A 15,451-nucleotide genomic window follows, 5' to 3' on the forward strand; every position below is an offset into this window, starting at 1 on the left:
AATTTAAAGATGAAAAAAAAGTATAAATTATTATTATTAATCTCTAATATTTTCTTGTTAGTATTCATTTTAAACGTTTTTGTATCTTTTATTGTGTTTGCAAAATCTTGGGTAAATGGTTTATTAATTTTTGCCTTATGCTTGGTAAATATATTAATTGCTTTAAGAGCTTCTTTTGATGCTACTGAAAATAAATAACTTTTAAAATGAATAAAAGAACATTGGTAATTGGTGCCTCATTAAAAGAGGAAAGATATTCTAATAAAGCTATTAAAAGTTTAAGTGAAAAAGATATTGAAGTTTTGGCTTTAGGCTTACGAGCAGGAATTGCTTACGGAGTATCTATTGAAACTGAAAGAATTGCTTTTAAGAATATTGATACTGTTACTTTGTATCTAAACCCAAAAAGGCAAGAAGCGTATTACGATTATATCATAAGCTTGAATCCAAGACGGGTTATTTTTAATCCGGGTACAGAAAATAATGATTTTGTAGACTTATTGCAGAAAAATAACATCCAAAGTGAAGTTGCTTGTACGTTGGTTTTATTGGCAACAAATCAATATTAACAGGTATTACTCCACTGAGAAAACAGCTCCCGGATTTGCCAATTCTACATTTGTAAATTCGGTTTCAGCTTCATTTTTAAACAGAGAAATGTCTTTGTATCTGCCAGAATAATGGCCAATAATAAGTTGTTTTGCATTGGCTTCTTTTGCAATTAAAGCAGCCTCTTTTGCCGTAGCATGTTTTGTTTTTTTTGCCAACTCTTTTTTGTCCTCTAAAAATGTGGCTTCGTGGTATAGTAAATCTACTTTTTTTATAATAGGTACAATATCTGGTTTGTAGCAAGTGTCACTACAAAAGGCAAAACTTAATGGTTTTGGCGGATCTATTGTAAGAGCACTGTTTTTTATTGTTTTACCGTTATCTAGTAAAATATCTTTGCCTGCTTTTAAATTTAAATAGTCTGCTTTGCTAATCTCTGGGTATCCAGAAATATTTAGCATGTTTAATTTTCTTGGTTTTTCTTTTTCTGTAAATAGATATCCGTTGGTATAAACTCTATGATTTAATGGTATAGTTCTAACAGATACTTTGTCATCTTCAAAAATTAGTTCACTTTCTTTTGATACTAATTCATGGAAAATAATCGTGTATTTTACATGAGATTGAGAAATTTTTAATTGAAGTAATGTAACATCCTTAATTCCTTTTGGACCATATACGTGCAACTCTTTTTCTCTATTTAAAATTCCGAAAGTTGCCAATAAGCCTACCAAACCATAAAAATGGTCTCCATGTAAGTGAGAAATAAATATATGATTTATTTTGCTAAACCCTACTTTATATTTTCGCATCTGGCGTTGTGTGCCTTCGCCGCAATCTATTAAAAAATGTCTGTTGTTAATTTCTAAGTATTGCGATGTAGGAAACGCATTGATGCGAGGTGTTGCAGAATGACAACCTAAAATTGTTAGTAAAATACTCATTAGATTGCTTCTTATTATTTTAAAATCCTAATTCTCTTTCTATGTTTTCCATTTCGATAATGTCTACTGCTTCTTGTAGCGTAGGTACGATATTTAATTCTTCTGGAAAATCATCTACATCAACTGCTGTGTTAACAATTACAAAAGAAGTATTGTTTTCTTTTCTGTTTTTAGCAAACTCTAAGAATTGTAAAATATCTTTTGAAGTAGTTTTTATTGTATTTAAGATATGAATGATTAAATGTGCTTCTTCGTAATTTTTTTCTTCCGTTAAAAACGAATTAAAAAAGTCTTCAAATACGTTTTCATCAGAAGTAAAAATAGAGAAATCGGTTTTTTTTTCTATAATCATTTGTTATCTTTTAACTTGTTGTGCAAGTAAGTAAATAACAGCCATTCTAACAGCAACGCCATTTTCTACTTGATTTAATATGATAGAATTATTAGAGTCAGCCACATCACTTGTAATTTCTACTCCACGATTTATTGGACCTGGATGCATGATTACAATTTTTTTACCAAGGTTGTCTAAAATTTCTTGATTGATGCCAAAAAGTTGTGTGTACTCTCTTGTAGAAGGGAAATAATTCACATCCATTCTTTCATTTTGTACTCTTAAAACATTTGCTACATCGCACCATTCTAGCGCTTTTTTTAAATTTGTTTCTACGGTTACTCCTAAACTTGAAATGTATTTAGGAATTAGAGTTGTAGGGCCACAAACTTTTACTTCAGCTCCTTGAAGTTGAAGTGCAAAAATATTAGACAACGCAACTCTAGAGTGTAATATGTCTCCAACAATTACTATTTTTTTGCCTTTTACACTTCCTAATTTTTCACGAATAGAGTATGAGTCTAATAAGGCTTGCGTTGGATGTTCGTGCGTTCCATCTCCGGCATTTATAATTTTAGCATTTACATGCTTCGATAAAAAAACACCAGCACCAACACTTGCATGTCTAAGTACCACAATATCAACCTTCATGGCTAAAATATTGTTAACAGTATCGATAAGAGTTTCACCTTTTTTAACAGAAGATTGTGCTGCAGAAAAGTTAATAACATCTGCAGAAAGTCTTTTTTCTGCCAATTCAAAACTCAGTTTAGTTCTTGTACTGTTTTCAAAAAATAGATTTGCAATGGTAATATCTCTTAAAGAAGGCACTTTTTTAATAGGCCTGTTAATAACCTCTTTAAAGTGATCTGCTGTTTTAAAAATAAGATCAATATCAGCAGTCTTAAGATATTTTATTCCCAATAAATTTTCTACACTTAATTCTGACATAATTACTTATATTCTATATAAACTGCATCTTTTTTGTGAATTCCTTTCCAATTAACCAAAACTTTTTCTTCGTTAATAGCATCTACCTGTCTACCTCTATAATTGGGTTGTATAGGTAGGTGTCTGCTAAAGCGCCTATCTATTAAAACTAGTAACTCTATTTTTTCTGGTCTACCATAGGATTGCATTGCAGTTAATGCGGCTCTTATACTTCGCCCAGAATACAAAACATCATCAATAATTACCACATTTTTACCTTCAACTAAAAAATCTATTTCAGTAGCTGTGGCAGCCAACGGAGCATCTCTTCTTCTAAAATCATCTCTAAAAAAAGTAATGTCTAAAAAACCTAATTGTAAGTTTTTTATTTGATATTCATTTTTAAGCAGTTCTGCCAATCGATTTGCAAAGTAGCTGCCTCTTGGTTGTAAACCAATTAAAACAGTGTTCGAAAAATCGTTGTGGTTTTCAATTAGCTGACAGGCTAATCGATGAAGAATTATTTCAATATCTTTAGAGTTAAGTAAGGTTTTTTTGCTCATAAGAAAGCTATCAATTTAGCATGATAGTTATTGAAAATCAAAATTAACGTAAATATATGTATGCACAAAATAAAATGACCTTCTAATTCTATTTATCTCAAAAAGAGGTGTAATAACATTCTTTTTAATTACAACTAAAATAAAGATTCTATTTTATGTTAACTAAATTGTTAAAAAGAAAATTCTTCAAATTTAAAGGCTGTATAGAGTTGTAGTACCTTTATTACATTAATTGTAAACGCGTATTTATGTCTATAGTAAAGTTTGAATCAATGCTTAAAACCAACGCTGTTTATTTTTTTGATTTGGTTGAGTTTGAAGAAATTATTATTCATTATTTAGATGCTGGTAAGCACGCTTTAGCAAAAAAAGCAGTAAAACTTGGGTTGCAACAACATCCTGCCTCTGTAGATTTAAAACTTTTACAGGTAGAGGTATATGTTATTGAAGATGAGTTAGATAAAGCTTCTGTGCTTTTAAAAATAATAGAACGATTAGAGCCAACTAACGATGAGGTTTTTATTCAGAAAGGAAGTATCAGTTCTAAAAAAGGAAACCATAAACAAGCCATAGAATTTTTTAAAAAAGCACTAGCATATACAGATGATAAAGTAGATGTTTGGTCTCTTTTGGGTATGGAGTATTTATACCTAGAAGACTATAATAATGCACGTTTAACTTTTATAAAATGTGTTGCTGCAGATTTTGAAGATTATGCTGCATTATACAACGTTGTGTATTGTTTTGATATGGAAAAGAAGCACAAACAGGCAATTGTATATTTAGATAATTATGTAAATGTAAATCCATATTGTGAGGTAGCTTGGCATCAATTAGGCAGGCAGTATTTTATTTTAGAAAACTATACAGAGGCACTAAAAGCATTTGATTATGCGGTTTTAATTGACGAATCTTTTATTGGTGGTTACCTAGAAAAAGCAAAGACTTTGGAGGCATTAAAACGCTACAAAGAGGCTATAGATAATTATTTAATTACCTTAGAGTTAGATGATGCAACTGCTTTTGTATACGTAAGAGTAGGGGAATGTTATCAAAAGTTAGAAAACTTTAATAAAGCCATTTCTTTTTATAAGAAAGCAACTCACGAAGACCCTTTGTTAGATAAAGCTTGGGCACTTTTAGCAGATACATATTACCAAGATGATAATTATCAAAAGGCAGCATATTTTATAGCAAAAGCACTTAAAATAGACGAAGAAAATACTTCTTACTGGAAAAGATATTCTGAAATTAATTTGAAGTTGAATTTCTTAGATCAGGCATTAATTGGCTTCGAAAAATGCTTAGCATTAGAAGATGATGATTTACTAGTTTATATCGGTATTATTGATGTTTTATCTTTTTTAGGAGATTATAATACCGCAATGAAAATTATTTTTAAAGCTCAAAAAAAATATCACGATTCTGCAGAAGTCCAATATAGGTTAGCTGGCTTATTTTGTATACTTAACAAAGAAAAGTATGGTCTTAATCACTTGGTTACCGCTTTAAAAATAGATTATGATTACAATATTGTTTTAAAAGAATTATACCCAATAGTTTTTGAGAGCAAAAAAGTACAAGAAATTTTAGTTGATTTTAAAAATAATAATTTCTAATTCTTATTTTATTTCTTTCATTTTCAATTCAGATAAAAACTATTAACTTTATTTAAATTCTGCTATCTTCGTTTTTTTAAAATAAAATTAAATGAGTAGAGGAGTTAAAGAATATCTATCAATAGTTTTAAAAGGGGTTGCTATGGGTGCAGCAGATGTTGTTCCTGGGGTTTCTGGAGGAACAATTGCATTTATATCAGGTATTTATGAAGAGTTGTTAGGCGCTATTAGCAATATAAATTTAGGATTGCTAAAAGTTTTAAAAAACGATGGTTTTAAAGCTGCTTGGCAAAAAATAAATGGTAATTTTTTAGCAGCACTTTTTGTAGGAATTTTTATAAGTATTATTTCTCTAGCGAAACTAATAAAGCATTTGTTAGAAAATGAGCCAATTTTATTATGGTCTTTTTTCTTTGGATTGGTGTTAGCAAGTATTATTTACATTGCAAAGCAAATTTCTAAATGGAACATTGTTACTTTTTTAATTGTAATGGCATCGTCTTTTTTAGCTTATTATATTACCACTTTAAATCCGTTAGTTTCAGAAAACACCTCTTTATTGTACCTCTTTTTTGCAGGAGCAATTGCTATTTGTGCAATGATATTACCCGGAATTTCAGGTGCATTTATTCTTGTTTTATTAGGTGCTTATAAACCTGTTTTAACAGCGGTAAATGATAGAGATATAAAAACGATTGCAGCAGTTGGTCTTGGTGCAATTATCGGTTTACTAAGTTTTTCTAAAATTTTAAAATGGCTTTTTAATAATTTTAAAAATTATACACTTGCTGCATTAACGGGTTTTATTATTGGTTCTTTAAATAAAATTTGGCCTTGGAAACAAACTTTAACTTGGCGTATAAATTCTCATGGTATAAAAGTGCCGTTTAATCAAGAAAGTGTTAGTCCGTTTTCTTATCATCAAGATTCTCAATTAGCAGTGGCTACTTTGTTGGCTGTATTAGGATTTGTTCTTATTTTAGGAATGGAAAAATTTGCTTCTAAAAAGAAATAAAATGCAATTAAATACACCCTTTTTTAATAAGGTTGTCCTTTTTTTTAAAGGGGTTGCAATGGGTGCTGCAAATAAAGTTCCGGGTGTCTCTGGTGGTACCGTTGCCTTTGTTTTTAAATTTTATGAAGAATTAATTTATTCTTTTAAAAAAGTAAATGCAAGTGCTTTTAAATTATTGATAAATGGTCATTTTAAAAGTTTTTATAACTATATAAACGGTCCATTTTTATTTTTAATAATGTCTGGCAGTATTTTTAGTTATTTTACAGTCTCACTTGTTTTAGATTACTTTTTATTGCATTACGAATTGTATGTGTGGAGTGCTTTTTTCGGAATGATCATAGGTTCGGTCTATTCTATTGGTAAAGATTTTAGAGAATGGAATGCCAAAACAATTGTGTCAATAATTATTGGTGTTGCTATCGGTGTAGGCATTAGCTTTTTAAAACCTGCAACAGAAAATGACAACCTTTGGTTTGTTTTTATTTGTGGTGTTATTGGGGTTTCTGGTATGACTTTACCTGGTTTGTCGGGTTCTTTTATTCTAATTTTATTAGGTAATTATGTATTGTTGTTGGTAGATTCTGTAAACGAATTGTCTACTATTATTCGAAATGTAATAATGGGTAATTTTGAGGTGTTTTTAGACCCAATAAAAATGCGGTATTTAAAAATTATTAGTGTTTTTACTTTAGGTTCTGTTTTCGGGTTAGTCACGTTTTCTCACATCTTAGGGTATGTATTAAAAAAGTGGCATCAAATAGTAAATGCTGTAATTATTGGCTTTATTATAGGTTCTTTAGGGATTGTTTGGCCTTGGAAAAGAACAATTTACTTAAAAGAACAAGGTCAATTTTTAATTGATAAAAAAGGACATAAGATTGTAGAAAATTACGATCGTTTTATGCCAAATATGAATCATACAGAAACTTGGATAGCTGTTTTTTACATTATTCTAGGTATTGTTTTAATTTTAGGAATCGATTTTTATGGAAGAAAAAAAGAATAAAGTTTTTGGTTTGTTAGGGAAAGATATTGAGTATTCTTTTTCACGAGCTTATTTTACAGAAAAATTTAAAAAACTTCTGTTAGAACGATATCGTTATGTAAATTTTGACATACAAGATATTCAAGATTTTTTATCTATCATCACCAAAGAAAAAGAAAATTTAGGAGGTGTAAATGTTACCATACCTTACAAAGAATCTGTTATGCAATACTTAGATAAGGTAGATAAAACTGCTAAAAAAATAGGTGCTGTTAATACCATTAAGATTACTAAAAAAGGCAACTTAAAAGGCTATAATTCTGATGTTGTTGGGTTTGATAAATCAATAGCTCCTTTATTAAAAAAGCATCATAAAAAAGCATTAATTTTAGGGACAGGTGGTGCTTCTAAAGCAATTGCTTATGCATTAAAACAACGAGGTATTACATATCTTTTTGTTTCCAGAAATGCTTCAAAGAAAAATCAAATTTCTTATCATCAACTAACAGAAGAAATACTTGATAAATATCATATTATTATCAATTCTACACCCGTTGGTACTTCGCCTAAAACAGCATTGTCACCAAACATACCATATCAATTTTTAACAGATAAACATTTGTTGTACGATTTAATTTACAACCCAGAAATAACCACTTTTTTATCAAAAGGAAAAGAAAAAGGTGCTGTTATAAAAAATGGTTACGAAATGTTAGAACTGCAAGCAGAAGAATCTTGGCGAATTTGGTGTAAATAAGTCATTTAGATATGAATGATTTGTAGATTGTGTAAGATGTCTGTATCTTTATAAACTATTAATTTTTTGGAACCTTAAACATTGTATATATGTTAGAAAATAATGAAAAAAACGTTGATAACTCATCAAAAGATGATGTTAAAATTATTACAGATACTTTAGAAAATAAAAAAAACGAAGCTGCTGTAGAAGATTTAAATACAGCTAAAAATAAAGAGGTTGCCAATTTAGAGAAAGATGTAGCTAATGATGCTGTTAAAGAGATTGAGGATTCGATGGCAGAAGATGCAGAAAAAAATGAAGGCTCTAAAGAAGAAGATTCTTTAGTGGTAGATTATTCATCGTATTCTTTAGAGCAATTAGTTGCAGACTTAAAAACAACAATAGCGAATAATCCTGTTCAAAAAATTAAGATTAAAGTAGATGGTTTAAAAAGTGCTTTCAATCAAAAATTTGGTGCTTTATTAGCTGAAAAGAAAGCGGCTTTTTTAGAAGAAGGAGGAAATTCTCTCGATTTTCAATTTACAAGTCCTATAAAATCTGAATACAACAAATTATTATCTGAATATAAAAAGCAAAGAGACGCTTATTACAATGATTTAGAAAAGCAGCTATCTGTAAATTTAGAAAAACGAAATGCTGTTATTGATCAATTAAAAGACTTGATTGAAAATGCAGATACAGCTACTATGTATAAGTCTTTTAAAGACTTGCAAGATCAATGGAGAGCAATTGGTCCGGTTTCTAAAAACCATTACAATGATACTTGGAAAACATATCACCATCATGTAGAGCGTTTTTATGATTTATTACACTTAAGTAATGACTTTAGAGATTTAGATTTTAAGCATAATTTAGAAGAAAAATTAAAAATTATCTTAAAAGCAGAAGCGTTAGAAAAAGAGCCAGACATTAATGTTGCTTTTAAAGAGCTGCAAGAGTTGCATAAAATTTGGAAAGAAGATATTGGCCCTGTTTCTCAAGAAATGAGAGAAGTAGTGTGGGAAAATTTTAGTGCTGCTACTAAAAAAATACATGATAAAAGGCATGATCATTTTAGAGAAATGCGCTCTAAATATCAAGAAATTATAGAAAATAAGTTAGCAGTAGTTGCAAAGTTAAATGCGTATGATACTTCTAACAATAAAGTACATAATGATTGGCAAAAAAGTATTAAAGAAGTAGAGGCACTTAGGCAAGAATATTTTAATGCCGGTAAGTTACCTTATTCAAAAAGTGAAGATGTATGGCAAAAATTTAAAAGTGCTACCAAGAAATTTAATAGCGCTAAAAATGTTTTTTACAAACAAGAAAAAAGCGGTCAGCAAGAAAACCTTCAAAAGAAAATTGCCTTAATAGAACAAGCAGAGTCTTTAAGAGAAAGTGAAGATTGGGAAAATGCCACCAATACGTTGAAAAAGATTCAAGCAGATTGGAAAAAAATTGGACATGTACCACGTAAGTTTTCTGATGATATCTGGAAACGTTTTAAAACTGCATGTAATCATTATTTTGATAGGTATCATGACCAAAAGAATAGTTTAAATTTAGAGCAACAAGCTGTTGTAGAAGCTAAAAAAGAAATGTTAGAGACTGTAAAAACAATTACAGACACTACCAAAGAAGCTGTTTTAGTTACGATTAACAATTGGCGTAACCTTGGTGCTTTACCAAGAAATGCAAGACATTTAGATGGTAAGTTTCATAAATTAATAGACAGGCTTTTAGAAACGTTAGATTTAGATAAGCAAGAAGTAGCGATGCTTAAATTTACACATGTTGTAGATGGTTATTTTGCTGATAAAGATGTTCGAAAGTTAGATTCTGAACAATTGTTTGTTAGAAAAAAGATGGATGAGGTTGTAAAAGAAATTCAGCAATTAGAAAATAATTTAGGATTCTTTTCAAATGCAAAAGACGATAACCCATTAGTTTTGAATGTTAAAAACCGAGTTGCTGCTTTTAAAGAAGATTTAGCACTTTGGAAACAAAAACTAAGTTATATCAAAAAGTTAGATTACTAAAAAGTCTTATAATAATCCTATTCTTTATAAAATAGGATGCATAAAAAAACTCGAAGTATTTACTTCGAGTTTTTTTTTATATGATTTGATTTAAAGATTATGAGAAAAATTTATCCATTTTCTCTTTTTCTTCATCTGCCAAAGCAGCATCAACCAAAATTCGACCACTATGTTCGTCTATAGTAATTTTTTTTCTGTTTGCAATTTCTAATTGAACCTGAGGCGGTATAGTAAAGTAAGACCCACCAGAGGCACCACGTTCTATAGCAACTACAGCCAAACCATTTTTAACCTTAGTTCTAATTCTTGTGTATGCAGAAAATAAGTGAGGATCTAAAGACTTAGAAAACTCATCAGATTTTTTAAGCAATAACGCTTCTTCTTTTTCAGTTTCTTTAAGAATAGCATCTAATTCAGCTTTTTTATGACCTAAATGCTTTTCTTGTTTTTCTAACTTTTCTTTTGTAGAATTAATGATTTCTGTTTTTTGAGCAATTTTTGCTTTAAACTCATTAATTCTTTTTTCAGCTAATTGAATTTCTAACTCTTGATATTCAATTTCTTTAGATAAAGAATCAAATTCTCTGTTGTTTCTTACCTTTTTTTGCTGCTCATCGTATTTTTTCATCAAACCGTTAGATTCTTCAATAGCTAATTTTTTGTTGCTAATATCTGTTTCTAAGTTTGCTGCATCTTGATTTAAGTTTGAAATACGCGTATTTAATCCGGCAACTTCATCTTCTAAATCTTCTACTTCTAAAGGCAGTTCACCTCTAACATTTCTAATTTCATCAATTCTAGAATCGATTAATTGTAAGTCGTATAACGCTCTTAGTTTTTCTTCAACCGAAATTTCTTTCTTCTTTGCCATGATTATATATAATATATAGGATTTGTACTTTTTTCTGATAAAATGACTGCAAAATTACTAAATTTTTTTGTAAGATAATCAACCAAAAGGTTTTTTGTAAACTGTTCGCTCTCATAATGCCCAATATCGGCTAAAAGAATGCTGTTTTCAGCTTTAAAAAACTCATGATATTTAAAATCTGCACTTACATACGCATCAGCACCTGCTTTTTTTGCATTTGAAATAGCAAAACTTCCAGATCCGCCCAATACCGCTACTTTTTTTATTTTCTTGTTGATAAAGTTAGAATGTCTTATGCAGTCTGTTTGCATTGTTTTCTTTAAAAATAATAAAAATTCCTTCTCATTCATTGCTTCATCTAATTCCCCTAACATTCCCATTCCAATATCTTGATGTAGGTTGTCTAAAGTAGTTATTTGATGGGCTACTTCTTCATAAGGATGCGCTAAAAATAACGTTTTTAAGATATTAGTTTCGTCTTTACTTTCAAAAATAACACTAATGCTAGTCTCATTTTCTGTGTGTAAAATTCCTTTTTCACCAATTGTAGGGTTTGTGTTTTCCGTTGCCTTAAAAGTACTTTTACCTGTGGTTTCAAAAGCACAAGATTCATAATTGCCAATATTACCAGCACCAGCATTAAATAAAGCATTTCTTATAGATATCGCATTTTTAGTAGGTGCAAAAGTGGTTAATTTTTTTATGATTCCTTTTTTAGGAATAAGAATTTTAGTGTTTTTTAACCCAAGAGCTTCACACATTTTTGCAGATACCCCTTGTTTAGAATTGTCTAGGGCAGTGTGGGTTGCATAAATAGCAATATCATTTTTAATGGCTTTTAAAACCACACGTTCTACATAAGAGTTGCCAGTTATTTTTTTTAAACCACTAAAAATTATTGGATGAAAACTAACAATTAAATTGCATTTTTTAGCAATAGCTTCGTCTACAGTTTCTTCTAATGTGTCTAAAGTAACTAACACACCAGTTACGTTAGTGTTATAATTACCCACTAACAAACCAACGTTGTCAAAATTTTCGGCATAGCTTAAAGGTGCCAATTCTTCAATATAATTTGTAATGTCTCTTATAACCATAAATCAAAATTCTGTTAAAAACCCAAAGTTAACATTTTCCGAGTATCAATTCATAAAAATGACTTATTTTCGTGTTGATGAAATTTATACGATTTTTATTATTCCCCTTTGCAATCATCTATGACTTGGTTACAAGAGTTAGAAACTATTTTTTTGATATTGGTATTTTTAGGCATCAAACATTTAAAACACCCATCATAGTAGTTGGTAATTTAAGTGTTGGTGGTACTGGCAAAACACCCCAAATAGAGTATTTGATAAGGTTGTTTAAAGATTCTTATAAAACAGCTGTTTTAAGTAGAGGTTATAAACGTAAATCAGAAGGATTTGTATTATTAAATAAGCATCATACCGCTTTAGATGTTGGAGATGAACCTCTGCAGTTTTTTAAAAAATTTAATGATATAAATGTTGCTGTTGATGCAGATAGAGCTTCTGGTATTTCTAAGTTAATCAATCAAACAGCATCAGATCTTATTTTATTAGATGACGCTTATCAGCACAGAAAAGTAAAAGGAAGTTTCTACATTTTATTGACAAAGTTTGATGCTTTATTTACAGATGATTTTCTGCTTCCGACAGGTAATTTAAGAGAGAGTAAACTTGGTGCTAATAGGGCTGATGTTATTATAGTTACTAAATGCCCAGATACTATTTCCGAAGACCAGAAAAGTAGTATTTTAAATAAATTAAAAAAATATAAAAAAGAGGTTTTTTTTACAAGTATTTCTTACAACAAAAAAACGGAAGGTTATACAACGCTTGTAGTTGATGAGTTGGCAAATTATGAAGTTTTATTGATAACAGGTATCGCAAACCCTAAACCACTTCTTAATTTTTTAAATGAAAAAAATGTTAATTTCAAACATTTAGAATATGCAGATCATCATCATTTTACTAAAAAAGAAATTACAGCAATTAAAAGTGAGTTTTCTAACATTAAAACTTCAAAAAAAATATTATTGACTACAGAAAAAGATTATGTTCGTTTAAAGGATAGCATAGAAAATATTTCTTATCTCGGCATTCAAACTTCTTTTGTTGATAGAGAAAATGAGTTTAATGCAATTGTAAAAAGGAGTATACAATAAAACCAGTGTTGTTAGACACTGGCTTTTTTTTGATTTTTGTTAGAAGCACTTTTTAAATACACTTCTTTATGTAAGACCCCATTTTTTTTAAAAGGTCACAACTCATATATACTTTAAGCTGTTTGTTATCTTTTTACATTTCCATTGAATGATACACGTTTTGTACATCATCATCTTCTTCTAATTTTTCTAAAAGCTTTTCTACATCTGCTTGTTGCTCTTCATTTAACTTTGTAGTTGTAGCAGGAATACGCTCAAAACCAGATGAAATTATTTCTATTTCTTGGGTTTCAAAATAAGATTGTAACGCACCAAATTGTTCAAAAGGAGCATAGATGATAACGCCTTCTTCATCATCAAAAACTTCTTCAACTTCAAAGTCTATCAACTCTAGCTCAAGCTCTTCCATATCCATCGTAATATCCTCTTTCTTTAATGTAAAGTTACAGGTATGATCAAACATAAAAACCACAGAGCCAGAGGTACCTAAATTACCATCACATTTGTTAAATGCAGCTCTTACGTTGGCAACAGTTCTATTGTTGTTATCAGTTGCTGTTTCTAATAAAACAGCAACACCGTGTGGTGCATATCCTTCAAAAAGTACTTCTTTATAATTTGCAGTATCTTTATCTGTAGCTTTTTTTATAGCACGCTCAACATTGTCTTTTGGCATGTTAGCAGCTTTTGCATTCTGAATTACAGCTCGCAAACGAGAGTTCGTTTCTGGGTTTGGGCCACTTTCTTTTACAGCCATTACAATGTCTTTACCAATTCTGGTAAATGTTTTTGCCATTGCAGACCAGCGCTTCATTTTTCTTGCTTTTCTAAATTCGAATGCTCTACCCATTTCTAGTTTCTGTTTTAATTTAAGAGTTACAAATGTAAAAAACACCTTGGTTTCATACAATCATAATTGTTGTTTTCGATTATATTTTTGTGTGATTAATCTGCTAATGCTGGTTAAACCTGTAAAACGCCCATGTTAAATTGTTTTTCAATAGGAGCGTGGTTGGCAGCTTCAATTCCCATAGAAATCCAAGTTCTAGTTTCTAACGGGTTAATTACTGCGTCTGTCCAGATTCTGGCAGCTGCGTAATAAGGTGAAATTTGCTTATCATAGCGCGATTTTATTTTATCAAATAATTCGGCTTCTTTTTCAGGTGTAATTTCTTCACCTTTCTTTTTAAGTGAGGCAGTTTCTATTTGCAATAAAACTTTTGCGGCAGAATTACCACTCATTACTGCCAATTCTGCACTTGGCCATGCAACAATTAATCTTGGGTCATAGGCTTTACCACACATCGCATAATTACCTGCGCCATAAGAGTTACCTATTACAATTGTAAATTTAGGGACTACAGAATTACTAACTGCGTTTACCATTTTTGCACCGTCTTTTATAATACCACCATGTTCAGATTTAGAGCCCACCATAAATCCTGTTACATCTTGTAAAAAAACCAAAGGTATTTTCTTTTGATTGCAATTGGCTATAAATCTTGTTGCCTTGTCTGCAGAGTCATTATAAATTACACCTCCAAATTGCATTTCTGTGGGTTTGGTTTTAGAGGCGGTTGTTTTTACCAATTTACGCTGATTGGCTACAATACCAACTGCCCAACCTTCTATTCTTGCATATCCTGTTAGTATGGTTTGCCCATAACCTTCTTTGTATTGCTCAAATTCAGAATTGTCTACCAAACGTTTTATGATTTCTAACATATCATATTGAGCGTTTCTCTCTTTCGGTAAAATTCCAAAAATTTCTTCTTCTTTTTCTTTCGGAGGAAAAGTGGCTGTTTTGCTAAAACCGGCCTTGTCATAATCACCAATTTTATCAATAATAAATTTTATTTTGTCTAGTGCATCCTTATCGTCTTTGGCTTTGTAATCTGTTACTCCAGAAATTTCGCAATGTGTAGTTGCACCTCCCAAAGTTTCATTGTCTATAGATTCGCCAATAGCAGCTTTTACCAAATAACTACCTGCTAAAAAAATACTTGCAGTTTTGTCTACAATTAGAGCTTCATCACTCATAATTGGTAGGTATGCACCACCAGCAACACAGCTTCCCATGACAGCAGAAATTTGTGTAATGCCCATAGCACTCATTACGGCATTGTTTCTAAAAATACGTCCAAAGTGTTCTTTGTCAGGAAAAATTTCATCTTGCATTGGTAAGTAAACACCTGCAGAATCTACCAAATAAATAATTGGTAATTTGTTTTCTATGGATATTTCTTGTGCTCTTAAATTCTTTTTACCTGTAATAGGAAACCAAGCGCCTGCTTTAACAGTTGCGTCGTTTGCCACCACAATGCATTGTTTACCTTTTATGTAACCTATTTTTACAACAACACCTCCCGAAGGGCAGCCGCCATGTTCTGCATACATTTCTTCGCCTGCAAAAGCACCAATTTCTATAGATTTTGCATTTGTGTCTAATAAATAATCTACGCGTTCTCGCGCAGTCATTTTACCTTTTGCTTTGTGCTTATCGATTCTTTTTTGTCCACCACCCAATTTTACTTTTGCAAAACGTCTGCGTAAGTCGGATACTAATAGTTTGTTGTAATCTTCGTTTTTGTTGAAGTTGATGTCCATAGAAATTTATTTCTTAGTTTCTGCTAAATTAAGAAATATAGTTGTTATTTTCTTTGATACAA

16 protein-coding genes are annotated in these 15,451 nt (G+C 30.4%); 8 read left to right on the plus strand and 8 right to left on the minus strand.

Going from position 1 to position 15,451, the window contains the following annotated elements:
• The first annotated feature begins 9 nt into the window (after nucleotides 1-9).
• Together Q0678_RS06660 and Q0678_RS06665 are read left to right on the plus strand one after the other, a co-directional pair.
• Nucleotides 10-198, plus strand: a complete 189-nt coding sequence (locus tag Q0678_RS06660) for a hypothetical protein (protein ID WP_299055632.1) — start codon at nucleotides 10-12, stop codon at nucleotides 196-198.
• A gap of 8 nt (nucleotides 199-206) precedes the next feature.
• Entirely contained in the window at nucleotides 207-569 is a 363-nt protein-coding gene (locus Q0678_RS06665) for a CoA-binding protein (RefSeq protein WP_299055634.1), read from the plus strand.
• Nucleotides 570-575: 6 nt separating this feature from the next.
• Here the strand turns inward: Q0678_RS06665 and Q0678_RS06670 are convergent, their stop codons facing one another.
• Genes Q0678_RS06670 through pyrR form a run of 4 tightly spaced genes read right to left on the minus strand, consistent with a single transcriptional unit; the run spans nucleotide 576 to nucleotide 3,320 of the window.
• Nucleotides 576-1,493 (minus strand): ribonuclease Z, encoded by a 918-nt coding sequence (locus Q0678_RS06670; protein ID WP_299055637.1) that lies wholly within the window; start codon nucleotides 1,491-1,493, stop codon nucleotides 576-578.
• A gap of 19 nt (nucleotides 1,494-1,512) precedes the next feature.
• Entirely contained in the window at nucleotides 1,513-1,845 is a 333-nt protein-coding gene (locus Q0678_RS06675; RefSeq protein WP_299055640.1) for a hypothetical protein, read from the minus strand.
• 3 nt (nucleotides 1,846-1,848) lie between these two features.
• Complete coding sequence (locus Q0678_RS06680; RefSeq protein WP_299055643.1) at nucleotides 1,849-2,778, minus strand: aspartate carbamoyltransferase catalytic subunit; 930 nt, start codon at nucleotides 2,776-2,778, stop codon at nucleotides 1,849-1,851.
• Between the two features lie 2 nt (nucleotides 2,779-2,780).
• Nucleotides 2,781-3,320, minus strand: a complete 540-nt coding sequence (gene pyrR / locus Q0678_RS06685) for a bifunctional pyr operon transcriptional regulator/uracil phosphoribosyltransferase PyrR (protein WP_299055646.1) — start codon at nucleotides 3,318-3,320, stop codon at nucleotides 2,781-2,783.
• 248 nt (nucleotides 3,321-3,568) lie between these two features.
• On the opposite strand from pyrR, the gene Q0678_RS06690 reads away from it, so the two are divergent.
• From Q0678_RS06690 to Q0678_RS06710, 5 genes are all read left to right on the plus strand, one after another.
• Nucleotides 3,569-4,939 (plus strand): tetratricopeptide repeat protein, encoded by a 1,371-nt coding sequence (locus Q0678_RS06690; protein WP_299055648.1) that lies wholly within the window; start codon nucleotides 3,569-3,571, stop codon nucleotides 4,937-4,939.
• A gap of 91 nt (nucleotides 4,940-5,030) precedes the next feature.
• A complete protein-coding gene (locus Q0678_RS06695) occupies nucleotides 5,031-5,954 on the plus strand; it encodes a DUF368 domain-containing protein (RefSeq protein WP_299055650.1) in 924 nt (307 codons plus the stop codon).
• A 1-nt stretch (nucleotide 5,955) separates the two neighbouring features.
• A complete protein-coding gene (locus tag Q0678_RS06700; RefSeq protein WP_299055653.1) occupies nucleotides 5,956-6,963 on the plus strand; it encodes a DUF368 domain-containing protein in 1,008 nt (335 codons plus the stop codon).
• Nucleotides 6,944-7,699 (plus strand): shikimate dehydrogenase, encoded by a 756-nt coding sequence (locus Q0678_RS06705; RefSeq protein WP_299055656.1) that lies wholly within the window; start codon nucleotides 6,944-6,946, stop codon nucleotides 7,697-7,699. Before Q0678_RS06700 ends, Q0678_RS06705 begins: the two co-directional genes overlap by 20 nt.
• A gap of 89 nt (nucleotides 7,700-7,788) precedes the next feature.
• On the plus strand, nucleotides 7,789-9,723 hold the full coding sequence (locus Q0678_RS06710) for a DUF349 domain-containing protein (RefSeq protein WP_299055658.1): 1,935 nt from the start codon (nucleotides 7,789-7,791) through the stop codon (nucleotides 9,721-9,723).
• A 97-nt stretch (nucleotides 9,724-9,820) separates the two neighbouring features.
• On the opposite strand, the gene Q0678_RS06715 is transcribed toward Q0678_RS06710, so the two are convergent.
• Nucleotides 9,821-10,594: a hypothetical protein gene (locus tag Q0678_RS06715; RefSeq protein WP_299055661.1), complete on the minus strand. Its 774-nt coding sequence runs from the start codon at nucleotides 10,592-10,594 to the stop codon at nucleotides 9,821-9,823.
• Between the two features lie 2 nt (nucleotides 10,595-10,596).
• Complete coding sequence (locus Q0678_RS06720) at nucleotides 10,597-11,691, minus strand: Nif3-like dinuclear metal center hexameric protein (RefSeq protein WP_299055664.1); 1,095 nt, start codon at nucleotides 11,689-11,691, stop codon at nucleotides 10,597-10,599.
• A 77-nt stretch (nucleotides 11,692-11,768) separates the two neighbouring features.
• On the opposite strand from Q0678_RS06720, the gene lpxK reads away from it, so the two are divergent.
• Nucleotides 11,769-12,782, plus strand: a complete 1,014-nt coding sequence (gene lpxK, locus Q0678_RS06725) for a tetraacyldisaccharide 4'-kinase (RefSeq protein WP_299055667.1) — start codon at nucleotides 11,769-11,771, stop codon at nucleotides 12,780-12,782.
• A gap of 133 nt (nucleotides 12,783-12,915) precedes the next feature.
• On the opposite strand, the gene Q0678_RS06730 is transcribed toward lpxK, so the two are convergent.
• Both Q0678_RS06730 and Q0678_RS06735 read right to left on the minus strand, forming a co-directional pair.
• On the minus strand, nucleotides 12,916-13,632 hold the full coding sequence (locus Q0678_RS06730; RefSeq protein WP_299055670.1) for a YebC/PmpR family DNA-binding transcriptional regulator: 717 nt from the start codon (nucleotides 13,630-13,632) through the stop codon (nucleotides 12,916-12,918).
• Nucleotides 13,633-13,745: 113 nt separating this feature from the next.
• Nucleotides 13,746-15,389 (minus strand): acyl-CoA carboxylase subunit beta, encoded by a 1,644-nt coding sequence (locus tag Q0678_RS06735; protein WP_299055673.1) that lies wholly within the window; start codon nucleotides 15,387-15,389, stop codon nucleotides 13,746-13,748.
• Nucleotides 15,390-15,451: the final 62 nt, after the last annotated feature.

Source organism: uncultured Polaribacter sp., from assembly GCF_947497125.1.
Taxonomy (GTDB): Bacteria; Bacteroidota; Bacteroidia; order Flavobacteriales; family Flavobacteriaceae; genus Polaribacter.